Origin of the sequence: Endozoicomonas sp. ALB115 (assembly GCF_049310245.1) — a bacterium.
GTDB lineage: Bacteria > Pseudomonadota > Gammaproteobacteria > Pseudomonadales > Endozoicomonadaceae > Endozoicomonas.
Genome location: NZ_JBLYZG010000001.1, coordinates 148,014 through 172,693 on the forward strand (window position 1 = coordinate 148,014; position 24,680 = coordinate 172,693).

General features: G+C 47.2%; 23 protein-coding genes. 18 read left to right on the forward strand and 5 right to left on the reverse strand.

Annotated elements, in window-relative coordinates; genetic code table 11:
• Positions 1 to 185 precede the first annotated feature (185 nt).
• From xthA to ACO6VE_RS00715, 6 genes are all read left to right on the forward strand, one after another.
• On the forward strand, positions 186 to 1,004 hold the full coding sequence (gene xthA / locus ACO6VE_RS00690) for an exodeoxyribonuclease III (protein ID WP_422444918.1): 819 nt from the start codon (positions 186 to 188) through the stop codon (positions 1,002 to 1,004).
• Between the two features lie 148 nt (positions 1,005 to 1,152).
• Positions 1,153 to 2,337, forward strand: a complete 1,185-nt coding sequence (locus ACO6VE_RS00695) for a hypothetical protein (protein ID WP_422444916.1) — start codon at positions 1,153 to 1,155, stop codon at positions 2,335 to 2,337.
• Between the two features lie 277 nt (positions 2,338 to 2,614).
• A complete protein-coding gene (locus tag ACO6VE_RS00700) occupies positions 2,615 to 3,724 on the forward strand; it encodes an efflux RND transporter periplasmic adaptor subunit (protein ID WP_422444914.1) in 1,110 nt (369 codons plus the stop codon).
• Between the two features lie 6 nt (positions 3,725 to 3,730).
• Positions 3,731 to 6,829 (forward strand): efflux RND transporter permease subunit, encoded by a 3,099-nt coding sequence (locus ACO6VE_RS00705; protein ID WP_422459179.1) that lies wholly within the window; start codon positions 3,731 to 3,733, stop codon positions 6,827 to 6,829.
• A 92-nt stretch (positions 6,830 to 6,921) separates the two neighbouring features.
• Positions 6,922 to 7,182: an AbrB/MazE/SpoVT family DNA-binding domain-containing protein gene (locus ACO6VE_RS00710; RefSeq protein WP_269674359.1), complete on the forward strand. Its 261-nt coding sequence runs from the start codon at positions 6,922 to 6,924 to the stop codon at positions 7,180 to 7,182.
• A complete protein-coding gene (locus ACO6VE_RS00715) occupies positions 7,182 to 7,511 on the forward strand; it encodes a type II toxin-antitoxin system PemK/MazF family toxin (protein WP_269674358.1) in 330 nt (109 codons plus the stop codon). The genes ACO6VE_RS00710 and ACO6VE_RS00715 overlap by 1 nt, the downstream gene beginning before the upstream one ends.
• A gap of 45 nt (positions 7,512 to 7,556) precedes the next feature.
• Here ACO6VE_RS00715 and ACO6VE_RS00720 read toward each other — a convergent pair whose 3' ends face one another.
• Positions 7,557 to 8,354 (reverse strand): MOSC domain-containing protein, encoded by a 798-nt coding sequence (locus tag ACO6VE_RS00720; RefSeq protein ID WP_422444909.1) that lies wholly within the window; start codon positions 8,352 to 8,354, stop codon positions 7,557 to 7,559.
• Positions 8,355 to 8,496: 142 nt separating this feature from the next.
• Between ACO6VE_RS00720 and ACO6VE_RS00725 the strand changes: the two genes are divergently transcribed.
• On the forward strand, positions 8,497 to 9,327 hold the full coding sequence (locus ACO6VE_RS00725; RefSeq protein WP_422444907.1) for a TatD family hydrolase: 831 nt from the start codon (positions 8,497 to 8,499) through the stop codon (positions 9,325 to 9,327).
• On the opposite strand, the gene ACO6VE_RS00730 is transcribed toward ACO6VE_RS00725, so the two are convergent.
• Both ACO6VE_RS00730 and ACO6VE_RS00735 read right to left on the reverse strand, forming a co-directional pair.
• On the reverse strand, positions 9,284 to 10,168 hold the full coding sequence (locus ACO6VE_RS00730; RefSeq protein WP_422459181.1) for a cation diffusion facilitator family transporter: 885 nt from the start codon (positions 10,166 to 10,168) through the stop codon (positions 9,284 to 9,286). The genes ACO6VE_RS00725 and ACO6VE_RS00730 overlap by 44 nt on opposite strands.
• A gap of 125 nt (positions 10,169 to 10,293) precedes the next feature.
• Entirely contained in the window at positions 10,294 to 10,542 is a 249-nt protein-coding gene (locus tag ACO6VE_RS00735) for a glutaredoxin family protein (protein ID WP_101748540.1), read from the reverse strand.
• Positions 10,543 to 10,679: 137 nt separating this feature from the next.
• Between ACO6VE_RS00735 and ACO6VE_RS00740 the strand changes: the two genes are divergently transcribed.
• The 7 genes from ACO6VE_RS00740 (at position 10,680) to ACO6VE_RS00770 (ending at position 20,380) form a co-directional block, all read left to right on the forward strand.
• Positions 10,680 to 12,647 carry a cation:proton antiporter gene (locus ACO6VE_RS00740; protein WP_422444902.1) on the forward strand — a complete coding sequence of 656 codons (1,968 nt, stop codon included), beginning with the start codon at positions 10,680 to 10,682 and terminating at the stop codon, positions 12,645 to 12,647.
• Between the two features lie 122 nt (positions 12,648 to 12,769).
• Positions 12,770 to 14,359: a hypothetical protein gene (locus tag ACO6VE_RS00745; RefSeq protein ID WP_422459183.1), complete on the forward strand. Its 1,590-nt coding sequence runs from the start codon at positions 12,770 to 12,772 to the stop codon at positions 14,357 to 14,359.
• A gap of 581 nt (positions 14,360 to 14,940) precedes the next feature.
• On the forward strand, positions 14,941 to 16,356 hold the full coding sequence (locus ACO6VE_RS00750) for a hypothetical protein (RefSeq protein WP_422459185.1): 1,416 nt from the start codon (positions 14,941 to 14,943) through the stop codon (positions 16,354 to 16,356).
• Positions 16,357 to 16,394: 38 nt separating this feature from the next.
• The gene (locus ACO6VE_RS00755; protein ID WP_422444896.1) at positions 16,395 to 16,634 is read left to right on the forward strand and encodes a DUF2970 domain-containing protein; all 240 of its coding nucleotides are present in this window, start codon (positions 16,395 to 16,397) and stop codon (positions 16,632 to 16,634) included.
• A gap of 318 nt (positions 16,635 to 16,952) precedes the next feature.
• Positions 16,953 to 18,608, forward strand: a complete 1,656-nt coding sequence (locus tag ACO6VE_RS00760) for a nitrite/sulfite reductase (RefSeq protein WP_422459187.1) — start codon at positions 16,953 to 16,955, stop codon at positions 18,606 to 18,608.
• Positions 18,592 to 19,092 carry a DUF934 domain-containing protein gene (locus ACO6VE_RS00765; RefSeq protein ID WP_422459189.1) on the forward strand — a complete coding sequence of 167 codons (501 nt, stop codon included), beginning with the start codon at positions 18,592 to 18,594 and terminating at the stop codon, positions 19,090 to 19,092. The genes ACO6VE_RS00760 and ACO6VE_RS00765 overlap by 17 nt, the downstream gene beginning before the upstream one ends.
• 115 nt (positions 19,093 to 19,207) lie before the next feature.
• Entirely contained in the window at positions 19,208 to 20,380 is a 1,173-nt protein-coding gene (locus ACO6VE_RS00770; RefSeq protein WP_422446123.1) for a cation:proton antiporter, read from the forward strand.
• Between the two features lie 21 nt (positions 20,381 to 20,401).
• Here the strand turns inward: ACO6VE_RS00770 and ACO6VE_RS00775 are convergent, their stop codons facing one another.
• Positions 20,402 to 20,926: an OTU domain-containing protein gene (locus ACO6VE_RS00775; protein ID WP_422444890.1), complete on the reverse strand. Its 525-nt coding sequence runs from the start codon at positions 20,924 to 20,926 to the stop codon at positions 20,402 to 20,404.
• 119 nt (positions 20,927 to 21,045) lie between these two features.
• On the opposite strand from ACO6VE_RS00775, the gene ACO6VE_RS00780 reads away from it, so the two are divergent.
• Complete coding sequence (locus ACO6VE_RS00780; protein WP_422444888.1) at positions 21,046 to 21,333, forward strand: hypothetical protein; 288 nt, start codon at positions 21,046 to 21,048, stop codon at positions 21,331 to 21,333.
• Positions 21,334 to 21,772: 439 nt separating this feature from the next.
• On the opposite strand, the gene sohB is transcribed toward ACO6VE_RS00780, so the two are convergent.
• A complete protein-coding gene (gene sohB, locus ACO6VE_RS00785) occupies positions 21,773 to 22,822 on the reverse strand; it encodes a protease SohB (protein WP_101745810.1) in 1,050 nt (349 codons plus the stop codon).
• 224 nt (positions 22,823 to 23,046) lie between these two features.
• Here sohB and ACO6VE_RS00790 point away from each other — a divergent pair, with 224 nt between their 5' ends.
• The 3 genes from ACO6VE_RS00790 (at position 23,047) to pilV (ending at position 24,676) form a co-directional block, all read left to right on the forward strand.
• A complete protein-coding gene (locus tag ACO6VE_RS00790; RefSeq protein WP_422444886.1) occupies positions 23,047 to 23,361 on the forward strand; it encodes an SCP2 sterol-binding domain-containing protein in 315 nt (104 codons plus the stop codon).
• 243 nt (positions 23,362 to 23,604) lie between these two features.
• The gene (locus ACO6VE_RS00795; RefSeq protein WP_422459191.1) at positions 23,605 to 24,138 is read left to right on the forward strand and encodes a GspH/FimT family pseudopilin; all 534 of its coding nucleotides are present in this window, start codon (positions 23,605 to 23,607) and stop codon (positions 24,136 to 24,138) included.
• Entirely contained in the window at positions 24,125 to 24,676 is a 552-nt protein-coding gene (gene pilV / locus ACO6VE_RS00800) for a type IV pilus modification protein PilV (RefSeq protein WP_422444882.1), read from the forward strand. The genes ACO6VE_RS00795 and pilV overlap by 14 nt, the downstream gene beginning before the upstream one ends.
• Positions 24,677 to 24,680 lie beyond the last annotated feature (4 nt).

The following is a 24,680-nucleotide window of genomic DNA, read 5'->3' on the forward strand; positions in this document are numbered from 1 at the left end:
ACATTACGCATATTTTGTCGTGAATAAAGCCCATGACAGGTGTTTTTTTTCTGAGAGACAGTGTTTATATCGATGATATTAATGTTCGCATAATATATATTATGTTAAATTAGTGATATTGGTTACATCCTCTCGATGGCAACACCCAGACAACCCTGAACCTGCCCTAAGGTGATGATAAAACGATGAAAATAGTCAGTTTTAATGTAAATGGTGTGAGGGCGCGCTTGCATCAACTCTCCCGGGTAATTGATGACCATAGTCCTGATCTGATAGGCCTTCAGGAGATTAAAGTATCTGATCAAGACTTCCCGGTGAAAGCCATTGAGGATCTGGGCTACAGCGTCTTGTATCATGGCCAGAAAACCCATTACGGCGTTGCATTACTCAGTAAGACGCCTGCAGTGAGTGTTCAAAAAGGATTCCCTACGGACCTGCCTGACGCCCAGCGTCGCGTTATCATTGGCGACTATGAGTTGAACGGGCAAATGTTGAGAGTCATTAATGGCTATTTCCCTCAGGGAGAAAATCGCAGCCACGAGACCAAATTTGCCGATAAAACCAGGTTTTACAATGATCTGCAGACTTATCTGCAAAACTCCTGTTCCCCCTCCTCCAATATTCTCGTGATTGGTGACTTTAATATCTCTCATACAGACCTGGACATTGGCATTGGTCCCACTAATGCCAGACGATGGCTAAGAACCGGCAAATGCAGCTTTTTGCCAGAAGAACGGGAATGGTTTGACCGACTGCTTGGCTGGGGGCTAACTGATTGTTTCAGGAAGCTATATCCTGATGAAGACAATCTCTTCAGCTGGTTTGATTACCGTAGCCGTGGGTTTGAGAGTGAGCCAAAGCGTGGCTTGAGAATAGATTCTATTCTTGCAACCAACTCTTTAATGCAGATATGCCAATCCATTTTTATGGATTATAAAATCAGAGCCATGGAAAAGCCCTCTGATCATGCCCCCGTCATCGCTGAATTTTCTGAGTTAATATAAATTCTTTTTTATAAGATATTGATAATCTTTACTCTATTTATCATGTGATAATCATTCGTATTTGCATCTTTGCAAAGCCTGACTATTCTAACTCCATTCAATAACAAATGATTGGGATATAAATATGACCGCTTTGCAAAAAAGCAGAATGCTTTTTATCATTCTCTTTGCTTCTCTTCCCGGGTATTGTCTGGCAGGACTGGATGACGGTGTAAAAAAGCATGAAATATCATTAAATTATCTGGGTAAGGGAACATTTAAAGGTCATATTTGTGTGCAATGCTCTGACCAAAATAATGCTTGTGAGTCTGTCCTGGAATTTGAACAGGATGGTGATTTTCCATACCTGCCCTCTTTAGCAGAAATGAAGTTTCAGGGGCACTTTCAAAGAGATCTAAATGACTTATCAGAGCTTGGTTCAATCACCGTACAAAAAGACAGCAGGGAAACCAAAATTCCGTTAGGTATTGATTATGATGAACTGTCGCTTGGTGATAAAGACAATCCGACCACCAGGGCTGTGATTGCGCATCTACACCCGTCCTTATTCCATCATGCCAAAAAAGAATTAGACAACATTACCGAGGCTGCGGACTACCTGACGGGTACAACCAGGAACTCTCAAACCCTGCACTTATTTAAGCCGGAACCACACAACCTTTCATTCAAAGATTCAGAGAACCTTGCAAGCGCTGTCCATGACGATTTTATGGTGCTGGATATTGGTGAAAGTTACTCGATGGTCCTTATATTCAACCAGGAAAACATTCCGGAATTTATCTACGTACTTGATCGCTGGAAACTGTACAGAGATCCAATATTCAAAACCATCATCGGCTATGGTGATCTGGTTGGCCTGGTGTTGCACGGCATGGACTTTATCAAATACAGCGGCTCATTGCTGGGCATAACAAGCCATGGTCATCATCATTCACACTTTGCCTTTTTGAAAAATCTTGCCGGTTCTGTTGGTATTGGGCCGACGGCGTATCACACCTTGACCAGTCTGATAAGTTCCGGTTTCCATATTGCCGAGATAATTGACCATAGCCATGGTGTCAGTGAGTTTATCAGTGGTGGTCAGAAGCACTACCATGATCACCATCATGGTGCATGGGAAAACCTCTTTGGTCACATGCATTTAGCGCATACAGTTGTGGAAATGATTGCCGAGCCTTCTCTTGCCCATGGGCTTCAAACGGTTTTAACCTTTGCCAGCTTTGGCTATCACCATGTGCCACATCATTATTATGAACACCCAATGTCGGATGTTCTTCGTCCGGTAATATATTCCCGGGGTCAATCTACTCCTGATGCTAAAACCGTGAACTAACGCATTCCATTTACTCAGAACTCTGATCACTTCAGAAATGGTGGTCAGATTCTCCCTTTTCCTTTCATCACCTGGTTGAACTATAAGAAACTGGTCGTATTTCCTATGGGATATTGCGAGAACTCCGGATCTTATGGATACTAATACGCGTCCGGCGTTGTACTTTTTATAAATGATTCTTATCTAATGCTTCGGTAACTCGCCGGATAGACGATGAAATACGTCAGGGCAATGACTGCCAGCTCAGAATAAAAATATGATACTGGGGTAAACAAGAGTGCAAAAGTTAGTCAATGTGAACGGCTCATGGTTAGCCGCCAGTGTTATAGCGGTTGGCATTGGTATCTACCTGCTGACTGCGGATGTCGTTAATATTAACGACGCTGAAAAAGTCAGCCCGCCTTCCAGGGATAGTCAGGAAAATACGGTTATTCCCGTTGTCCAGGCCTCTCACTTTGAGCAATCACCGGTCAATCGCACACTGACACTTTATGGCACCACGGAAACTGACCGGACCGTCACAGTCAGTGCTGAACTGGCAGCCCGGGTTATTAATATCAGTGCTGAACGTGGTCAGCTGATGGCATCGGGCGACGAAATTATCCGGCTACGTGAAGGCAGTCTGAAGGCTCAACTGAAGTCTGCTGAAGCTCGTGTCAGACAAGCTGAGCAGGATTACCAGTCAGCCCTTATGCTGCAAAAGAAAAAACACATTGCTGATAATCAGATTACTCAGCTAGAGGCTTCCCTGGCTGAGGCGCTGTCGCAAAAAGAGCAGCTCCAGACGCACTGGGACAATACCCTGATTAAGGCCCCTGTTTCCGGCATTCTTAACAAGCGCTATGTGGAAATTGGTGACTTTATTGATAAAGGAAAACCGGTGGCTGAAATTCTCGACCTTGACCCACTGGTGGTCCATGTCGATGTTCCCCAGAATCACATTAATTATTTTACCTCCGGCCAGAAAGCGGTTGTCCGGTTTCTCGACGGAGCAACCAGCGAAGCCACTATTCGCTTTATTGATCGACAGGCTGATCCATCAACCCGGACATTTTCTGTTGAGCTAACCATCCCGAACCCTGATATGAAAGTTCCCGCAGGCCTCAGCGTTGAAGCCGACCTGTTGATGGAAGCAGTTATGGCACTGGAAATAAGTCCTGCATGGCTTGCGTTGAGTGAAGAAGGCGAACCGGGGATTAAATGGGTGACAACGGGCAATCGGGTCGAGTTCACCCCCGTCGATGTCGTCAAGTCGGAAAGTGACCGCCTCTGGGTGACAGGCATTCCCGAACAGGCCAGGGTCATTACCCGTGGTCAGGGCTTTGTTCGGTCCGGTGATCAGGTTGATGTCATCAACCCTGATGTTTCTCTGGTTGCCGGGGAGTAATGGCCAATGCAAAGTCTGATTGCTGCATCACTCATGCGGACCCGTACGGTCATGATGCTGCTGGCGTTAATCCTGATGACCGGGCTGGCCAGCTATCTTACGATTCCCAGGGAGTCGAACCCTGATATCACGATTCCAGTCATTTATATCTCCGTATCACACGAAGGCATCTCGCCGGAAGATGCCGAACGGCTGCTGGTACTTCCCCTGGAGAATGAACTCAGGGCGATAGAAGGTGTAAAGGAACTCAAAGCCACTGCATCCCAGTCCCATGCCTCCATTACCCTGGAGTTTATCGCCGGACTGGATACGGATGAGGTCCTTGCAGACGTCAGGGATAAGGTTAACCTTGCCAAAAGTAAGCTGCCACAGGATACCGATGAGCCCATTATCAACCAGATTTCCTTTGCCAGTATGCAACCGGTGATTACGGCGGTACTGTCTGGCAATTTGCCCGAGCGCGCACTGGTGAGAATCGCCCGGGAACTTAAGGATGTGCTGGAATCCAGAAAGCAGATTCTGGAGGTGGATATCGCTGGTGATCGGGAGGAAGTGGTTGACGTTATTATTGATCCACTCAAGCTGGAAAGTTACGGGCTGGTGCCTGCGGATGTGATCAATCTGGTCTCCCGGAACAACCAGCTGGTTGCTGCCGGCAACCTGGACAATGGTAAGGGACGGTTCTCGGTCAAGGTCCCTGCTGTCTACAAAACCGTGGCTGATATCCTCTCCCAACCCGTCAAGGCGGACGGTGATCGGGTAATTACTTTTGGTGATATTGCCAGCGTTCTCAGTACCTTCAAGGACGGTGGCGGTTACGCCAGAATGAACGGCAACAACAGTATCGCCCTGGAAATCAAAAAGCGCCCCGGGGAAAACATTATTGAAACTGTGATGCTGGCCAAAGCCATTATTGCTGAAGGCCAGAAACTGGCACCGAAAACCCTGAAGGTTGACTATGTGGGTGATCAGTCAGTGGATGTGGTGGATATGGTCAACGACCTGCAGAACAGCGTTCTGGCGGCCATCACTCTGGTGGTAACGGTGATTGTCGGGGCGCTGGGCCTGCGCAGCGCCGTGTTGGCAGCCATCGCCATTCCCGGCTCTTTTCTGACCGGTATTCTGATCATCGCCATGATGGGCTTAACCATTAATATGGTGGTTCTGATCTCGCTGATGATCGCCGTTGGCATGCTGGTTGATGGTGCCATTGTGGTCACTGAATATGCTGACCGGAAAATGAGTGAAGGGGTTGCCCGCAGGCAGGCCTATCAGGAAGCCTCGTTACGCATGGCATGGCCAATCATCGCGTCCACAGCCACTACACTTGCGGCCTTTTTCCCGCTGATGTTCTGGCCGGGCATTATGGGTGAGATGATGAAGTACCTGCCATTAACCCTGATTGCTACCCTCTCCGCATCTCTGGTGATGGCGCTGATTTTTATCCCTACCATCGGTTCCCTGATTGGTAAGCCCAGAAAACTCAGTGAGCTGGAAAAAAGGTCCATCGCCGAAGCGGAAACGGGGGATTTAAACAATGTTCCAGGTTGGGCCGGTGTGTATATACGCACGTTGTCCAAAGCAATCCAGCACCCTTTAAAAATATTGTTCTCTGGCATGGCGATGGTGGTGGCTATTTACTTTGCCTTTATCAGTTTTGGCAAAGGCATTGAGTTCTTTCCTGATGTTGACACCAATAACATCATGATCAAGGTGCGCGTGAACTCCAGCAACCTGTCCATAGATGAAAAGGATGAGATTCTGCGACGGGTAGAAGCGATCCTGTTGCAACAGCCAGAATTAAAAACGCTGTATGCCCGAACCGGTGATAACCAGGAAGTGGGGACCATCCGCCTGAATATGGTGGACTGGAAATATCGCCGCAAAGCAGCCCTGGTGGCAGAAGAGATTAATGAGAAACTTGCCCATTTCGCCGGTCTCGACATCACCGTTGAACGAAGAAAAGATGGCCCTCCCCAGGGTAAACCCCTGGAATTGGTGGTCAGTGCCAAAGACCTTGATGTCCTCCACGAGACCGTGGGCAAAGTCAGAACGATTCTGACCGGCATTGATGGCTTTACCAATCTGGAAGACGACGGCCCTACTTCCGGCTATGAATGGCGCATCGATGTAGACCGTGCCGGAGCTGCCCGCTATGGTGCCGATGTCAGCAGTGCCGGTGGTCTGGTACGGATGGTGACCTCGGGTTTAACGGTGGGCGGTTACCGTCCGGATGACAGCAGTGATGAAGTGGATATTCGTATTCGTTTTCCTGAGTCAGACCGCCACCTGGAGAGCATTGATCAGCTCCGGCTGATGACCCCGGCGGGCCTGGTCCCCATCAACAACTTCACGACCCGGGAGATTGCCCCCAAGGTTGACAGTATCAAGCATCTGGATGGTAAACGAACCGTCAAGGTCAGTGCCAACCTGGCCGAAGGCATTCTGCTCAATGACCTGCTGCCCGAGTTGCAGGCGCAGCTTGATGCATTGGAGGTGCCACAGGAAGTCAGCTTTACCATCAAAGGACAGAATGAAGATCAGCAGGAAAGCGGTCAGTTCCTGATCAAGGCATTTGCGGTTGCCCTGTTTGTGATGGCCATGATTCTGGTGACTCAGTTCAACAGCTTCTACCAGGCATTCCTGATTATGTCAGCGGTGGTACTGTCTACCGGAGGTGTGTTGTTTGGCTTGCTTCTGGCTGGAAAACCCTTTGGCATTGTGATGTGCGGTATTGGGGTTATTTCCCTGGCGGGTATCGTGGTCAACAATAATATTGTGCTGATTGATACCTACAATGTGTTACGCAAACAGGGTATGAAGGCTGAAGAAGCGATTCTTCGCACCGGTGCCCAGCGTCTGCGACCGGTGATGTTGACCACTGTCACTACTATTTTGGGTCTGATGCCAATGGTGCTCTCCACCAATATTGATCTGTTCAACCATCGACTTGAGATTGGCGGCCCAACTGCCCAGTGGTGGCATCAGCTATCAACGTCCATTGCCGGGGGATTGGCCTTTGCCACTCTGCTGACACTGATTCTGACGCCCTGCCTTCTGGTGATCGCAGGTCGTAGGCAAGATAGAAAGATGGCACAGAAATGATCTTCAAGAAGGAGCGAAAGGTATATACATTTGTTGACACTTTTCTGACTACTATCTAGTATCTACATAGATAGATACTAAAAAGGTTTTACATGGAAACTGAAATCAAGCGATGGGGTAATAGCGCGGCTGTGCGATTACCCGCTAAGGTTCTCGCCAAAGCTGGCCTTGAGGTAAATAGCAGTATCAAGATTGAAGCACTTGATGGTGAGATCGTTATCAAACCTGCCAGCTCCCATAAAGAGTACACAATGGACGAACTGCTATCAGCCAGTCCTGCCAGTGCCTTCATTCTGGATGAAGAAGACCGGGAATGGCTCAATGATGCACCAAAGGGAGAGGAGCTTCTGTAATGGCGTATATTCCCGAGCGTGGCGATGTGATCTGGGTTGACTTTGATCCAACGCGAGGCGTGGAAATACAGAAGACTCGGCCTGCACTGGTTTTATCTCCAAAAGCATTTAACCAGAAGACAAAGCTGGTTCTGGTAGCACCTGTCACCTCCACTGCCCGTGGTCATGCCTTTGAAGTTTCAATAGCGGGCAATCAGGTTTCCGGGGTTGTAGTGTGCCAGCAGGTCCGGACGGTAGATTACCAGGCAAGACACATAAAAAAGGTGGAAAGGGCTTCAAAATCGGTCGTTGATGAGGCTTTGGCAAAGGTCAGGGCTATTGTGGCCTGACGAAAAAAGACATCAGGCAATAGCATCTGCTATTACCTGAATAACTCAATATTCCAGAATCGTAACCTTATCGCCTATCCGGATAATACCTTCCTGGTCCGGAATAAGGTTCTGGCCAAAGATAACCCCCATTTCCGTTCGACGATATTGCGCCAGCGTAAATAGTGGTTCCCTCCCCTCTTTCTGTCCGGTTTCAGGGTTGACGGTGGTCATCACACACCGTGAACAGGGTTTGGCTACCCGAAATGTGATCTCTCCTACCCTGATCACTGACCAGGTGTCTTCTTCATAGGGTTGTTGACCACTGATAACAATATTGGGCCGGAAGCGAGACATCGGCACTGCATCAGTCAGGCGTTGATTCAAATCAGCCAGAGATGCTTCATTGGTGAGCAGGAAAGGAAAACCATCGGCAAAACTGGTGTGATCCTCTGGTCGGGAGTATCTGGCATCGGTTGGTCTGATTGATCGTTCCGGCTGATAAAACAGCCTGCATTTTATAGCCAGGAAATCGCTGAACCACCGGGCAGCAGCATCCCCGGCATCCAGTGCCTGACAATCGTCTTTCCAAACCGTTACTGTGGAAGAGCAAGCGCCCTCCTCCGGTATCGCTACATAGAGGTTCTCGACCGCTGGCCGGGTAATCAGTAATCCCCCATCAACAATGGATGTGACCACGGTTGCCAGCTCTGGATATTGCCGTTGAGTGATAAACTTGCCATGTTCATCCGTCAGCAGCCAGCGGCGATCATGCTCAAAACCTCTTCGAGTGACATGGGCGCTTTCCAGGGGTATTCCCCTGGTTGATTTGATTGGGTAGATCGCCAGCCCGGTGACTTGCATCCGCCATTGCTCCTGTAAATTTTTTAGACTGAAAATATTAGCGCCTAAGGATACGGCTATTGCCTGTTGATGAGAACCTTGTTTATAAGAAGAATCAACAGCAAAATATCCGGCAAACATACGGGTTATAACGGGATTCTCAATGACACAGCAGCTGGTGGATATAGGCGTTAACCTCAGTGATAAGGCTTTTGACCAGGATCGTGATGGAGTTGTCAGCCGTGCTGTTGAGCACGGTGTTACTACCATGATCCTCACCGGTACTTCTTTGACAGAGTCACAGAAGGTACTGGGGCTGGCCAGAAAATATTCAGAACACTGCTTTTGTACCGCCGGTATCCATCCGCATGGAGCCAAAGATGCCAATACCCAGACCTTTAAAGAGCTGAAAGCCTTATACAGTGAACCAGTGGTGGTGGCCGTTGGCGAAACCGGTTTGGATTTTAACCGTGACTTTTCCCCACGGCCTGTCCAGGAGAAAGTATTTGAGCGTCAGTTAGAGCTGGCTATTGAGTCTGGCCTGCCACTGTTTTGCCATGAGCGGGATGCTTCAGAGCGCTTTGCGGATATCATCAGAAACTACCGGGATCAGGTCAGCAAGCTGGTTGTACACTGCTTCACAGCCGATAAGAAAGCCCTGTATCGATATTTGGACCTGGACTGCCATATTGGCATTACCGGTTGGATCTGTGATGAACGACGGGGAACCCATCTTCACCCGCTGATGAAGGATATTCCTGTAAACCGATTGATGGTGGAAACTGATTCACCATGGTTGCTGCCAAGAACATTGGCGAAAAAGCCGAAAAACCGGAGAAATGAACCGGCCTTTCTCTTTGAGGTTGTGCAAATGATTGCCACGCACACCGGGCAATCCCCGGAAGAGGCTGCCCGGAAAACCAGGGCAACATCACTGGAATTCTTTAATCTCACGGCTCCTCATCATGACCTTCAGGGTCAAGATGGACAATAACATCCGCTTCGGGCAGGTATTCAAGCACTGCTCGCTTGGCCTGAACGCCGAGATCGTGGGCATAGATCAGCGGCGTATGTGGTTCAAGATCCAGATGCATCTGAATAAACGGGGTTGAGCCGGACATCCGGGTTTTGACGTCATGAATACCCAGAACACCGTCAACCGAGAGGGCCCGTTTCTCAATTTCCTGAAGTTCTTCCTCAGGCAGAGCCTTGTCCATCAACTGCTCGATGGATTCCCAGGCAAGACTCCTGACACTGAACAACATATAACCGCCAATCAGCAGGGCAAGAACATTATCTACCTGGTGATAGCCATAGCTGGTGCCAATCAGCGCAGCCAGCACCGCAATATTGGTCAGAAGATCGACCTGATAATGCAGTGAGTCCGATTTTATAGCCGCTGAGTTGGTTTTTCGGATGACATAGTACTGTATGGATAACAGGATCAGTGTGGCAATGATGGAGAAGACCATCACCATAATACCGGCGCTTTCATTTTCCAGCATCACGTCCTCACCGGTTATCCGGTCAAGCGTGTTAAGCAGCAGAACAATGGCCGAACCACCAATAAAGGCTGACTGAGCCAGAACGGCAAGCTGCTCAGCCTTGCCATGGCCAAAGTGATGGTCTTCATCCGCTGGCGCAATGGCAATCCTGACGGCAAATAATGTGATCAGGGAGGCCAGAATGTCCATGGTGGAATCCAGCAAGGTAGCCAGCAGGCTCATGGAGCCGGTCATAAACCAGGCAATAAGTTTGGCAATGATCAGCAGGCTTGCCGTTGCCACTGAGGCATAGGTTGCCAGTTTGAGGAGGCGGTTTTTGTCGTCAGACACGTTCTTTCCAGTGTTACTGTCATTAAGCCCGGACGATGCCATCCTGGCACGCGATTCTCGTCTTTGAGCCAGAGCGTAGTTAATCATGCGATCCCTGCCAATTAACAACCGTCGATATTGCTATCCTATCCTGAAACGGGGGTTATCAGCCACTGATTCAACGCCTCAAGGGTAAATGGCCAGCCAAGTTCCCTGCCCTCTGCTGACGCGATGACCGGAATCCGGACACCATAACGATCAACCAGACGATCATCCTCACTGATCTCGACAGCTACCCATCGGCAAACCTGCTGCTTTTGCAGAAAATTGAGCATTTGTTCAGCTTGTTCACACAGGTGACATCCGGACGTGGTATATAAAGTCAGTTGAATCATAAACTATTCCCTAAAAAGGGTGTCTATCATAGCGATAATATAACCGTAGAGTTAGTAAAGATTACGTAGATATAACTACAATATGATGTTTTTGCTTATACTCTCTCTGGGCATTAATAAATTCAGCTGGCGATCCCATGGACTTTACATTTTTCAATCAACTCATGCTTATTCTGGCTCTGTCAGCCGTCACTATTGCCTTTTTCAAGCGATTTCAACTGCCGGAAAGCCTGGGTTATTTATTTGTCGGCATCATTCTTGGGCCAACAACTTCCGGACTGATACAGCAGGACTTTGATATTGCCCTGCTGGCCGAGATCGGGGTGGTTTTCCTGCTGTTTACCTTAGGCCTGGAATTCTCCATGAAAACCATTATGGCCATGAAAAAAGAGGTATTTGGCCTGGGTGGGTTGCAGGTACTCCTGACAGGCGTCGGCATTTTTGGCGTTCTGATCGCTTTTGATTTTGCCGTACTCACATCCTTTGTCTGTGCATCGGCACTGGCGCTCTCCTCCACCGCGATTGTCTCCAAGGAACTCACCCAGAGTAACGAAATACGTTCCCGCCAGGGGCAGCTGGCCATCGGTGTCCTGCTATTTCAGGATATTGCCGCCGTTGTCTTTCTGATTATGATTCCTGCCCTGATCGGTGGAGGCAGTGACTCCATCGCTTCCTCCCTCGGATTTGCCTTTGCCGAAGGGGTTGTGTTTGTGGTGATCATGCTGGCCATTGGCAAATGGGTTCTACCCCTTATTTTTCACGAAGTTGCCAAGGCCAGGTCTGAAGAACTGTTTGTTCTTATGGCATTGGTTATTGCCCTGATGGCCGCCTGGCTCTCTCACGCAATGGATTTATCCATGGCGCTGGGCGGTTTTGTGGCAGGCATGATGATGGGTGAGAGCCACTACAAACACCAGGTTGAAGCTGATATCAAACCCTTTCGGGATGTGCTCCTCGGGCTGTTTTTCGTATCCGTTGGCTTAATGCTGGATATGGATGTGCTGGTCACTTTCTGGAAAGAGATTCTACTGGGTACGGTAGCATTGATCGTCTTTAAGTTTCTGGTGATCTACACCCTGACCAGAACCTTTGCCGAGAGCAAAAATATCTCCCTCAGAACCAGCCTGTCACTGGCACAGGGTGGCGAGTTCTGTTTCGCCCTGGTTGCCCTGGCATCGCAATATGGTGAGAGTGGCGGCAACCTGACTTCCGTTGTACTCGCGATTACCATCTTATCGATGATTATTGCGCCGCTTCTGATCAGAAACAGCAATGCCATCGTTAAACTGGTCAAGTTCGATAAATCCGAACAGAGTATTCATCGGATAAAAGAAGAGGAAGTCCGCAAGCAAACTGCCCATATACACCACCATACCCTGATCTGTGGTTATGGCCGTGTCGGGCAAACCATTGCCCGCTTTTTGACCCAGGAAAACAAAGCATACGTTGCCATTGATGATGACCCTATTCATGTACATGAAGCGGGTCTTGCCGGTGATCCGGTCTTCTTTGGGGACTGCAGGAAGTTAGAACTGCTGATGGCGGTTGGACTGGAGCGGGCAAGTCAGGTGGTTATCTGTATCGACCGCCCCGAAAATGCGCTTAAAATCCTACAGGCTGTTCGACAGCAATCGCCCGAGGTTCCCGTTCTTGTTCGCACGCGGGATGACAGTCAGTCAGACGCATTGAAAAAGGCCGGGGCAACGGTGGTTATTCCAGAGGTGCTCGAGTCCAGCCTGGTCATTGTCAAGCATGCCCTATTGATGCTGGGCATGAACCCTATCCGTGTTCGTCAAAGAGTCCATGAAGCCAGAACCAAAGGGTATGAAATCCTCAACGGCTTTTATCCGGGCATTAGTGATTACCTGCTGGAGAATGATACGAAAACCTATCGCCACGCCGTTGCCCTGGGCAAAAAATGTGCGGCAGATCAGAAAACCATTGAGTCTCTTGATTTTAAAGGTACAGACGTTTCAATTGTCGAGGTCCGTCGAGATAATATGGTGCTGCAACCACAAGTCGGAATGATTTTAAATGCCGGTGATATTGTGGTTTTGACTGGAAGCAATAGCGATATTTCTCACATTGAGAAACTTTTTCACTAATTTATTGCCTAACAATAAGCAAACAACAATTATAATCGTCGGATTATTTCAGGCTCCTGGCCTGAAATAGTTAACCTTAGATTGAAATGGCAATGGAGTGCCTCCCATTCAGGATGGTAGGTATGCCAAGAATAATTGTGTCCAATGACCGTTTCCAGACTCTTCGATTCCCCGGGTTAATATCCTTGATTTTCTTATTGTGTAACGCCTCACTGGCTTATGCATCCCATCAAAATGAAGTTTACCTGTTATCACCAGACAGTCATTCTGATTTAGAAATAGTAGCTTCAGAACAGCAGGAAATCACGATTGCCATCGATACCAAAGGTCTTAAGAAAGATCTTCAGGGTAACATTCCTGTACAAATTATTTTGGAAAATGAGAGCCTGTTATTTGAAAATGGTGAGCAGCAGATATTATGGCATGATCAAATCAGCACACTGAAAAAAGAAAGTAACAAAAGAGTTAATACAGATGAGCTGATTTATTTAACACTCGCGCCAGGCCAAAGTCATGTTGACAAGATTATAAAAATAAGAATAAGAAAAGAGAAAGATCTTTCCAGGTTGTCAGCCCTTGCTGCATTTTTCCCTCAAATGATTCCTGTTATCTTCATGGATGAAGTTACATTCGGTCCAAAGCCCGTTATTTTCTACGAAGCACTCATGAGATGGAATTATAAGCTATTGGGAGGTGATCTTGTTAAATCGATTCGAAATCTTGTTCTGAGCCAAACGTTTGGTAACCAAAAATCCCTGGCAACGCAATGTTCAGCAGATTTTATTGAAGGGTTCCTGCTTTTTGAAGCTGCCAATTATGGAGAGACTTCGGCATCGTCCAGAACCAAAAGCCAAACCATCCGGGCATATGTTATGAGCGCCCCCTTCAAGAGGCTGATGGACTGTATCTCAAACACAGTGGCATCAGCACTGTTTGACATCCAGAAAAATCACATCGGTGACGAGTGGCAATATTTGCAAGGACAGAACAAAGAGTCGATCAATGGCCTGGCAAAAATAATGGTCGGCTATAGTTTTAATACCTTTGCTTTTGAGGCGGGAGACTTCTTTAAGTTACTAAAGCAAACCATTGGTTTTTCTAATGCAATTGAGGATCTTGCGTTACAGAATGAACTGGACCGGTCAATTGTTAAAGCCACTCAGCTTACTCTTCAGGCAGGGTACGAAGATTTCTTTAAGGGCCAACTCAAATCTCATAGTTTTAATGAGAGCTACGCTCTGCCAATGGCCTCGGGTGCAGGGGTTATTGAAATCCTGTTGAGGCTGTATGCCCAACAGGGCATGGCAGGGCGGGACCAGACCCATCAGGTTCATTCATTGACCAAGCGGGCCGAAGCAATAGGAGTATCCATCAATAAAGCCCTGGCACTACCGGAATTATCTGAACTTCAACTACTGACACTTGGTGTCGCAATACCTGCTGTCATTTATGGTGCATTTAAATTAACTACTGGATCTGATGTTTCATCTCCGTTGTTTAAACTATTTGATGCCACTTATGAAGGAATGGTACTTGGTGCTGCCACGCATTTATTGTCACCTGTTCTTCAGAGATATGGTATTTGGGCAGCAAACACTGTACAAAAGCCAATTCTTCAATTTATGGAGGCAGAGCCTGGAAGCTGGTCAGAATATTTTCTGGCAGATACGATTCGTTACCGTATAGATGTGGTTACTGAAAGTCAGCAGTAAAAAAAACTGATTTTGATAATAGATATAAATCTTTATTAATCCATTTATGGGAATGCAAAGGGAATAAAAACAAATTTTGTATCTCAATTAATTATGATTAAAAAATATTAGATTCGTTTAAAATATTTGAAAATTCGTCTCTACAACAGAGATAACAACTTTAAACAATATTATTCCAGATTTTTCTGTGGCAAAGGAGAGCCTGTCTACTTAGGTGGTAAATAATGGCTTTTCTATTATCCTTCAAATCCAGAAAAAAACCTGAAACATTTAAATCAGATACGACTGTTTATTATCCCCTGCCCCTGCTGTCACTCATATCTGAGTTATTTAACAGTAAATTCTTTTTGATGTTTTTTGTCTTCTCAGTTTATCCTGTTAATTCTTTTGCTGTTAATATTCCGAAGCTATCTCCCGGCAATAACAACTCTGTGGAGATTACAGTAAAAGACAACGCACCACTTCAACTGGAAATTGATACCGAGATATTAAAAAAACAAATTTACGGTAAAATACCCATACGATTTCAATCAGAACATGATCAGGCTTCTTTCAGTTCAGGAGACGCAGAGTCAAATAAAATGTATTGGCATGACAAGGAAGCTTCTGTTGTTGATAATGGGAAAATCCAGCGTGCAAATAATGATCGGTTTATTAATCTAACACTGAATACCACGGATGAAATGGTGGGTAAAAAAGTAAAAATCATACTTGAGAAAGAGGAGAACCTGTCCAGGGTTGCAGCTGTGGGTGCTTTTGTTCCTCAGGTGGTCCCCATTATTGCCATGAACATGGTAACCTGGCAGCCACACTCATTCTGGCAAAATCTTTTACGCTGGAATTATTTACTTCTGGGTATTGATGTTATTCATTCAATCCGGAATCTTGTCCAGAATCAGGTGTTTACGGATACTGACTCTCTCTTTGCCCAGTGCGCTGCGGATTTTGTTGAAGGCTTTACCGCATATTCATTACTGGCGAATCATGGCGAAAAGGTGCTCGGCGACCCGGACAGACCAGTAGCGGCGGCAGTAAACACCGGAAAAATTGAAAAAAACGTAATAGAGACGAGTAGGACAGAAACTTTCAGACTATTCATGAGGACAACACCCACCAATCGAATGCTTAACTGCATGTCTTCCGTTGTTGGCAGTTCACTGAAGACACTACATAACGAAGGTCGTTTGCATCAGGTCTTTGGGAAATGGCCCATGCTCCATAGCCTGAATGATGAAACAATTGACGGTATCGCCATGCTGATGGTCGGGTATGGCCTGAATATGATTGGCAACGTTCCCGGAGGTGCGCTGTCTTTAATTCGAAGAGACCTGGGCTTCGAACATTTGCCTGAGCTTGCCGGTGATTTTAACAACTCGATAAAGACCAGTATTCAACACACCATTCACAATGGCTATATGACGTACTTTAAAGGCAGGGGGTGGGATGCAACGTCAGCTTATGCTCTTGCCTCAGGAGCCGGGTTGCTGGAAATCGGGTATCGTTTTTACCAGTTAAATGAAATGATACCGGCAGGCCAGGATGAACGCCTGAGCCTTTCAGGTTCAGACGACACAAGCCTGATCACCAACCTGCAGCATCAGATAACCTCTATTGGTGAGCGGGCGGAGGCGATAACTTCATCAGGATATCAACTGATCCCTCTGCCCGAAAACATCAGAGGCTATGTAGTTCCTGTAGCAGCAGCAACCATTCTCCCGATAGCAACCTATTACGCCATGAATGGGGTATTGAATTATTACACTACCGGTGGTTTGAATATTGCCTTGCAAAGAGCAGTGACATCCGCAACCAATGGCCTGGTTCTCGGTGCAATGGCTTATGTGTTACTGCCCTATGTCAAGGATCTGGGGGCCAGAGGTACCCAAATGCTGGCTGATCAACTGGTATCATGGACAGATGCTGATAACGATAGCTGGATCGGCTACTTTGCAGCCAGAGATACCCATTACCGGATCAGGGTTATCGTCCTCAATTAGTCTTACCTGTTTGCCAACTGAATTAACAAGATCATAATATGTTCATGTTAACAGTTGATAAAGAGAGTTGGCTGATGTCAGAAAGAAAAGGGACAGGCATTAAATCAGTGGTGTTGAGTGCGCTGTCTGCTGCATTCGGTGTTCAGAAAAGGGCGAATCTGGAAAGGGATTTCCAGCAGGGAAAGCCAGCGCACTACATCATCGCTGGTATCGCCGGAACCGTACTGTTTGTTTTGATACTTTTATTTGTGGTGTATGTCGTCACTCAAAACACTTAAGCTTTTACTGAGAACTGACCCAGTATACCGCCGTCGCAACAACCAGCATTATCAATGCAACAGCCGCAATGGCATCAATTGTACTGTCTTTCATTATTTATCTCCTTGATACTGTCAAAATGGCACATATTGTCTCAACTCATTTAAATTAGCGAAACCCTGACCAACCATCAACTTATTGCACCCCTTTGATTTATTACTTTTTAGCCTACTTTTATTAATAAATAATAGTTTTACTTATAAGTAAAAATCAGTATTCTTCCTCTGTCCCAGGTTTCTGACCTGTTCCCTGGATGTGGCTAATCAGACGAACAATTCATGTATAAATACGATGATTACGACCAGCAGATAGTCGATGAGAGAGTCCTGCAGTTCAGGGACCAGACTCGTCGTTTTCTCGCTGGTGAGTTGCCAGAAGATGAATTCCTGCCTCTTCGTCTTCAGAATGGGCTTTATGTACAGCGCTTTGCCCCCATGCTGCGCATTGCGATTCCCTATGGCATGGTGAGCAGTACACAGATGCGTAAACTGGCCTACATTGCCAGACGTTACGATAAAGGGTATGTCCACTTTACCACCCGGCAGAACCTTCAGTTGAACTGGCCAAGGCTGGAAGAAGTACCGGAAATTCTGGAAGAACTGGCCTCTGTCGAAATGCATGCTATTCAGACCAGCGGCAACTGTATCCGCAATACCACAACAGACCAGTTTGCTGGTGTAGCGCACGATGAGATTATTGATCCCCGCCCCTGGTGTGAAATTATCCGGCAATGGTCCACTTTCCATCCGGAGTTCGCTTATCTTCCCAGAAAATTCAAGATAGCGGTTTGTGGCAGTGAACAGGATCGGGCAGCAACACAGGTGCATGATATCGGCATTCATGCTTTCTTAAATGAAAATAATGATGTTCGATTTAAAATCCTGGCTGGTGGTGGTCTTGGGAGAACACCCATGGTGGGCTCCGTTATCAAACCATCCCTTGAGCCAGAGCACCTCCTGAGTTATCTGGATGCAGTACTGAGAGTTTATAACCGTTATGGACGGCGGGATAACAAGTACAAGGCCCGAATCAAAATTCTGGTGAAGGCTCTGACACCTGAGGTTTTTGCAAAGAAGGTTGAAACTGAGTGGTCTCACCTGAAAGAAACAGACACCAGGCTTCCCCAACAGGAGATTGATCGGGTTCAATCTTTTTTTACTGAGCCTGACTACGAAAAGCTGACCAATATCGACTTCACTGATCTGGCTTTATCCGCCGAACCGGATTTTCAACTGTGGCTCAGACGAAATGTCCATCCCCATAAAAAGCCGGGGTATAGTGCTGTCACCCTGACTCTGAAGGCAACGGCTGATGCTCCGGGAGATGCCAGTGCCGAGCAACTGGAAGCTATCTCAGACCTTGCTGACCAGTTCAGTTTTGGTGAGCTCAGAGTGAGCCACGAGCAGAATCTGATTTTTGCTGATGTTCCCCAAAGCCGACTTCACGAGCTCTGGTTGACACTGAAACCACTGAACCTGGCAACACCTAACCAGGGGCTGCTTACCGATATGATCTGCTGCCCGGGCGGCGACTTCTGTGCACTGGCTAATGCCCGCTCCATTCCGTTGGCAGAAAGCATTCAGCGACGGTTTGATGATATGGACTTTCTCCATGATATTGGTGAGTTGGATCTGAACATTTCCGGTTGTATGAACGCCTGTGGTCATCACCATGTCGGTCATATCGGCATTCTCGGTGTTGATCGTAAAGGTGAAGAGTATTACCAGGTTCAGGTCGGTGGTGCATCCGGGCATGACGCTTCTCTGGGAAAGATCCTCGGACCCTCCTTTAAAATGGATGAAGTGCCGGACATCATCGATAAGATCCTGAAGACCTACGTCGAACTCCGCACTCCGGAAGAGCGTTTTATCGATACCTGTCGACGGGTTGGTGTGCAGCCATTCAAGGAGAAGGTTTATGCCAAAGCTGCTTAAGGATCAGCAAATCAGAAATGATGACTTTCAGATTCTGCAGCAGGATCCGGAAGAGCCCGTATTACCTGATGGCAATGTGCTCTTCCATGTGTCGTCAATTGATCAGGCTGTGAAAGCAAATGGCCTGCATAAAGGTCAGGTTGGCATCTGGTTTGACAGTGACGAAGAACCTGAAACGGTGGCCAATGCCCTGAACCAGTTTGAAGTCATCGCCGTTAACTTTCCTCGTTTTATGGATGGTCGTGGCTACTCTCTGGCCCGTTTGCTTCGGGAACGCTTTCATTACCGAGGGGACATTAGAGCCATAGGCGACATTCTTGTGGATCAGCTCTATTACCTCAAGCGCTGTGGATTCAGTAGTTTCAGATTAAGGGAAGATCAGAATCCGGATTACGCCCTGGCCGCTCTGACCACATTTAGTACGGACTATCAAACCGCTGCCGATAAATTACCCCCTGTGTATCGGTTGAGGCATCAGCTCTAACCACAGTTTGGAATCTCTTTCTTATTTGGAAGAGATTTTCCCCTTCTTCTGCACGAAAACCAAACTGTTGGTTATACTGTCCTTTCCATAAATAATCCAAGAATGAGCCTGAATGATGGAAAGCGGTTCCCTGCTCTTCTCTTTTTTTCTGATTTTCACCGGGGCAGCGATTCTCGCCACCGGAGCCTTGTTCACACGTCAGCCCCTGCTGGTAGCCTATATAGCCCTCGGTGCCATACTCGGTCCGTTTGGACTGGAAGTGGTTAATGACACCAATCTGCTCAATGATATTGCCCATGTTGGCATCATCTTTTTGCTGTTCCTTCTCGGGCTGGACATGCAACCAAGTCACCTTGCCCATCTGCTCAGGAAAACGGCTACCGTTGGCCTACTGAGCTCATTTCTCTTTGCCCTGACGGGCTATGGACTCGGGTTGACATTTGGTCTTCCCCAGAACGAGGCGATCATCATTGGAGCAACCATGATGTTTTCCAGCACAATCATCGGCATTAAACTTTTGCCAACCACCGTGCTGCATCACAGACATACCGGTGAGATCATGGTCAGCCTGCTGCTTCTGCAGGATTTGATGGCCATTATTGCGCTCCTGCTGCTTTATAACCTGAATCCGTCGCATAGTGCCAACTACAACGAACTCATCATGGCCTTTATTGCCCTGCCAGCCTTGATCTTCACCGCTATTATGCTGGTTAAATACCTGCTGCTGCCATTGATGGTCCGCTTTGACCGTTTTCATGAATATCTGTTTTTGATGGCCCTGGGCTGGTGTCTTGGCTTTGCGGAGTTAGCTCATAGCCTGAACCTCTCCTATGAAATTGGTGCCTTTATTGCCGGTATCAGTATTGCCACCAGTCCAATCGCCCAATATATAGCCATCAATCTTAAACCGTTACGAGATTTTTTCCTGGTGCTGTTCTTCTTTTCTATCGGAGCCAGCTTCAATCTTGACTTGATTGGCCAGGTACTTTTCCCGGCAACGGTGATGACTGGGGCTGTTATCCTGATCAAGCCGGTGGTTTTTGGTTTTCTGCTGCGCAAGGTCAGTGAGAATCGGTCCACAGCCTGGGAAGTCGGCTTTCGATTAGGTCAGACCAGTGAGTTTTCAATACTGATAGCGGCTTTTGCCAGCGGACAGAATCTGATTGGTGAGATTTCAGCGCATATTATCCAGGCAACAGCGATACTCTCACTGCTGGTATCTTCCTACATCGTCGTATTCCGCTTTGAATCCCCTATTGCCCTGTCAGAACGCTTGAGAAGGGATTAACACGGATATGGAGCAGAATAATTAATTCCGCGCCATCTGCCGTCCCATAAAGTGTGGGCCATCAATCACCAGGAGAATTTTTCTGCGGGGAACCAGGCTACTGTCATAAGCATCAAGCCAATCAATGGATCGACCATGTTTATCGACAGCAAGAGTCACATTGTTATTAATATCTATGACAATGACTGGCATTTTGGCAACCTGTGCCAGAAAAAAAGTATCTATATGGTCTGAAAAACATCCCGGAGCGGCTATTTCGTCAAGTCCATTAGTTATGGAGGTATTGCCAGCGTCATAACCAACATCACCTTGTAATCTCGCATAGGCTCGTGCCTCGATGGGTGAAAAATTGCTGTTGCCATCTGGATAGCGCTGCTGCCATTCTCTTGCAAAACGGGCAACCTGTTGTCGAAGATCTGTTGCATCTCTGGCTATTTCCGGGCACTGGTGGGCTGCTGAATCGTACAGGCAATTACCGTCTCGACTACTTCGATAAATAGTTTCCCCATGCTGCCTCAACAAAGCATCCACATTTGTTTCCTGCATCTGTATACATTCCTCTGGCCCCACTATTTTATAAGCTGGTGGCGGCTCAAAAGGGTCTTCTACAACGAATTCCGGTAGTGGCGTGTAGGCCGGGGGAGGCTCGGCAGGAAGGGGATTTGATGTTACTGGAGGCACATGCGCGGCCGCAGTCCCTGCTGAAGCAGGAGGCTCAGCAAAGGCGGAGTATGGAGGTGGTGCCGATGGCACATAAGAAGCATAATTTGCAAACCTTGGCGGGTCTACATAAGGAGCAGTGGATGGGGTCGCTGCCGATGGTGGAACATACGAAGCAGTGGATGGCGTCGGTGGCGATGGAGGAGCATAGGAAGCAGTGGATGGCGGCGGTGACGATGGTGGAATATATGAAGCAGTGGATGGAGATGGCTGAATGGGAGCTTCAGGACTAACTGTATCCGCTGAGATAGGCTCTGGCGACTGTATATCAGGTGGTGTCGTTGTGCTGTTTCCACCCCTATGGTGGTAAAAATACCCAATGACACACACCCCAAGTACTGCAGTTACAGCACCAGCGGCAATAATCGCAGCCAGGGGGCTGGCAAACAAAGAAACAGCCAGGCCCGCAAGCCCTCCTAAAGCTAAAACGGCCACCCCGGCAACTGCCCGAACGGTTCTGGACTGCGTCCAATGCTTAGTCTCACCGACATTATTGTCATTATGCGACTGATTATGATTGTAACCAGTCGCTACTGATGCTTCAACAGGGTTCATTATTATTGTCCATTTGAATAACTGATAGAACATTTGACTGCTATTTAGATCTATAGTTCAAATTTAATCAGCTCAGATAAGAACAAAAATGATGAATACCTGAAGAACCGGGTGCTGCTAAGAAAAGAAGCGACTGGTGTTAAACCGTCCCCACCACTTCATTAAGGTGTTATCCAGGGCTGACTCAGCCGCCATCCCCAGTTTGTCGGCAACGCCTTTTTTCATTACATACTCAACCTGTACCAGAACAACCTCATCGACCCTCCGGTAGATATACTCATCACTGGTGCTGATCTCATCAATAAGGTTGAGCGTCAGGGCTTTCTGACCATACCAGATTTCACCGGTTGAAACCTGATCAATATCAACAACTTCCCGCTCGGTCTTGACAAAATCCTTGAATAGCAGATGTGTATCTTCCATATCCTGGATAAATTTCTGCCGTCCTTTTTCGGTATTTTGCCCAAGAACGGTCAAAGTGCGCTTGAACTCACCGGCAGTGTGTAACTCAATATCCACATCATGCTTTTTCAAAAGACGGTGAACATTGGGCAACTGTGCCATTACGCCAATAGAGCCCAGTACCGCAAAAGGTGCTGCAACAATATGATTGGCAACACAGGCCATCATATAGCCACCACTGGCAGCCACTTTATCGACGGTGACCGTCAACTTAATTCCTTTATCGCGGATTCGCTTCAGCTGGGATGCAGCCAAACCATAGGAATGAACCAGACCGCCACCACTTTCCAGCCGGATCACCACTTCGTCCCGCTCTTTATCTGCGAGAGAAAGAACTGCCGTAATCTCTTCCCTCAGCGATTTGACCGCTGAGGCTTTAATATCGCCATGAAAATCCAGTATGAAAACTCTTGGTTTACCCTCTTCCTCACACTCTTTATTTTTTTTGGCTTTTTTCTCCAGCTTCGCCTTTTCCTTCTGCTCTTTGGCTTCTTTTTTCAGCTCAGCCTTATCCAGCAAGGCATGTTTCAAATCCGCCTGAAGGTGCTCGTAGTGTTCATTAAGACGAGTAATCTCAAGATGTCCCTTGTGCATTTTTCTGGCTTTCTGACCTATTGCTGTCACCAGAGCCACTAAAATCACCACACCACCAATCAGGGTAAACGTTTTGGCCAAAAACAAAATAAAGTCTGCCAGATACTCCAAAGGGACCTCCTTAGAAAGGCTTGTGAGTTCCAATATCAAAATGGCCTATATGATAACTGATTTATCATTGGCGGGGACTATAAAAAAGTGATGGGTGCCGGAAATTTTTACCGCCAGAGATTCATACAAGCGTTTGAATTTCGTTGACACATTCGGCTAATACTCATACCATTCGCTTTGTCTAACCAGAAATGCTTAATGTTAAGAAGAAGGATAAAGAAAATATGAGCACTCCTGCCGAAATCATTGAGTCCATGAAAAGCCGCTTTAATACCGATGCAGCTGCGGGCGTCGATGAGATTTTCCAGTTTGATATTGAAGATGCTGATGCCTACCATCTGATCATTAAAGATGGGTCTCTGGATATTGTTGCTGGCACCCATGACGACCCAAGCGTAACACTGATTATGGACAGTGAAACCATGTCCGGTGTGATGTCAGGAGAAATTGATGGCATGCAGGCGTTTATGATGGGTAAGTTGCGTGCTGAAGGAAACATGATGCTGGCTACCAAGCTTGGTGCCTATTTTCCTAACTAATAGACGACTGTCTGTTAACTGTTTGTGAAAAAAAGTTGTCTCCTGATAGATCATCACAAAAAGCCAGCCCTGGATAATTTCACGGTTGGCTTTTTTATTGTCGAAACCCTCTCATATCGGGAAATTAATTGCCATTTATCCAAAAATAGCTACCGTTTATCTCGAATGACGTGAGAAATCAGGTGAGAAAAGATATACAATCACTGACTTTTAATAAGAACAATAACGCCATCAGCACCATCGATGAAAAAAATGGATGAAAAGATAAGAGAGTTCATACCTGAAAATTCTGCTGGCTTTACTTTGGTAGAATTGATCATCACCCTGACCGTTCTAAGTATTCTGTCGTCTATTGCCTATCCCTCCCTTACCGAGAGTATTGCCAATAATCGGGTCCGCAGTCATGCTGAAGAGATACAGAGTATCCTGGCATTTGCCCGCTCAGAAGCGATCACCCGTGGTACTGATGTTATTATCTCACCGGATAATGGCTGGGCTGGAAATAATGGCACGGTAACCGCCAATGGTGTCAACATAATGCAACTCCCTCCCCTTTCCGGTACCGCGATCAATTCAACTGCAGCACAGTTTAGCTTTGATGCAAGGGGACTTTTCACTGGTGCCAATGTTTCCATCAATGATGCCAGGGCTTCTGATACTGCAATATTGAGTATTGATGGTGGTGGCGCTACATCACTATTGATAACTGGAAAGGTTCAGGAACAGCTTGAGACAGATACCGGCAATGCCCAGGAAACAAGTGATGAACAGAAATAACGGCTTTACCATGATTGAAGTGCTGGTGGCCATGATCATCATATCAGTGGGATTGTTAGGCATTGCCGGTCTCGTGGTTGAGTCACGAAAGAATATTGTTGAAGTACAACAACGATCCATTGCCTTACAACTGGCTGAGGATCTGTTAGCCCGTATTAATGCCAATAATTCCGGGCTGGCCAGCTACAACGGCGATATTGCTGCCGCACCAGCCCTGCCAGCAACCCTGTGCGACGGGGCGAATTCTAACTGTACACCCGCGCAAACAGCCGCCTTTGACCTCTGGCAGTGGGGAGCGGCTCTCTTTGGTAATGAGGTGCAGACTGCTGCAGACACAGGAGCAGGTGGTCTCATTTCACCACGGGCATGCATCAACATCAATAATACCGATGTGACCCTGACGATTGTCTGGCGGGGAAAATTTACCCGCCCCGATACCAGGGCAGCGGTTACCTGCGGAGACGCAGATGCAGGCTATCGCTCCACAGTGGATAATGATCTTCGTCGGGTCATGGTGATACAAACCACCATCGGTTAGGTGC

Excerpts from the sequence above, each read along its gene's own strand:
- ACO6VE_RS00725 (WP_422444907.1), top strand. The coding sequence starts at position 8,497 with ATGACACAGCAGCTGGTGGATATAGGCGTTAACCTCAGTGATAAGGCT.
- ACO6VE_RS00750 (WP_422459185.1), top strand. The coding sequence starts at position 14,941 with ATGTATTGGCATGACAAGGAAGCTTCTGTTGTTGATAATGGGAAAATC.
- ACO6VE_RS00775 (WP_422444890.1), bottom strand. The coding sequence starts at position 20,926 with ATGCAGGAAACAAATGTGGATGCTTTGTTGAGGCAGCATGGGGAAACT.
- ACO6VE_RS00760 (WP_422459187.1), top strand. The coding sequence starts at position 16,953 with ATGTATAAATACGATGATTACGACCAGCAGATAGTCGATGAGAGAGTC.
- ACO6VE_RS00710 (WP_269674359.1), top strand. The coding sequence starts at position 6,922 with ATGGAAACTGAAATCAAGCGATGGGGTAATAGCGCGGCTGTGCGATTA.
- ACO6VE_RS00705 (WP_422459179.1), top strand. The coding sequence starts at position 3,731 with ATGCAAAGTCTGATTGCTGCATCACTCATGCGGACCCGTACGGTCATG.
- ACO6VE_RS00780 (WP_422444888.1), top strand. The coding sequence starts at position 21,046 with ATGTTACTGGAGGCACATGCGCGGCCGCAGTCCCTGCTGAAGCAGGAG.
- pilV (WP_422444882.1), top strand. The coding sequence starts at position 24,125 with ATGAACAGAAATAACGGCTTTACCATGATTGAAGTGCTGGTGGCCATG.
- ACO6VE_RS00740 (WP_422444902.1), top strand. The coding sequence starts at position 10,680 with ATGGACTTTACATTTTTCAATCAACTCATGCTTATTCTGGCTCTGTCA.
- ACO6VE_RS00795 (WP_422459191.1), top strand. The coding sequence starts at position 23,605 with ATGAAAAAAATGGATGAAAAGATAAGAGAGTTCATACCTGAAAATTCT.
- ACO6VE_RS00745 (WP_422459183.1), top strand. The coding sequence starts at position 12,770 with ATGCCAAGAATAATTGTGTCCAATGACCGTTTCCAGACTCTTCGATTC.
- ACO6VE_RS00695 (WP_422444916.1), top strand. The coding sequence starts at position 1,153 with ATGCTTTTTATCATTCTCTTTGCTTCTCTTCCCGGGTATTGTCTGGCA.
- ACO6VE_RS00715 (WP_269674358.1), top strand. The coding sequence starts at position 7,182 with ATGGCGTATATTCCCGAGCGTGGCGATGTGATCTGGGTTGACTTTGAT.
- ACO6VE_RS00765 (WP_422459189.1), top strand. The coding sequence starts at position 18,592 with ATGCCAAAGCTGCTTAAGGATCAGCAAATCAGAAATGATGACTTTCAG.
- ACO6VE_RS00755 (WP_422444896.1), top strand. The coding sequence starts at position 16,395 with ATGTTCATGTTAACAGTTGATAAAGAGAGTTGGCTGATGTCAGAAAGA.
- ACO6VE_RS00790 (WP_422444886.1), top strand. The coding sequence starts at position 23,047 with ATGAGCACTCCTGCCGAAATCATTGAGTCCATGAAAAGCCGCTTTAAT.
- ACO6VE_RS00770 (WP_422446123.1), top strand. The coding sequence starts at position 19,208 with ATGGAAAGCGGTTCCCTGCTCTTCTCTTTTTTTCTGATTTTCACCGGG.
- xthA (WP_422444918.1), top strand. The coding sequence starts at position 186 with ATGAAAATAGTCAGTTTTAATGTAAATGGTGTGAGGGCGCGCTTGCAT.
- ACO6VE_RS00735 (WP_101748540.1), bottom strand. The coding sequence starts at position 10,542 with ATGATTCAACTGACTTTATATACCACGTCCGGATGTCACCTGTGTGAA.
- ACO6VE_RS00720 (WP_422444909.1), bottom strand. The coding sequence starts at position 8,354 with ATGCAAGTCACCGGGCTGGCGATCTACCCAATCAAATCAACCAGGGGA.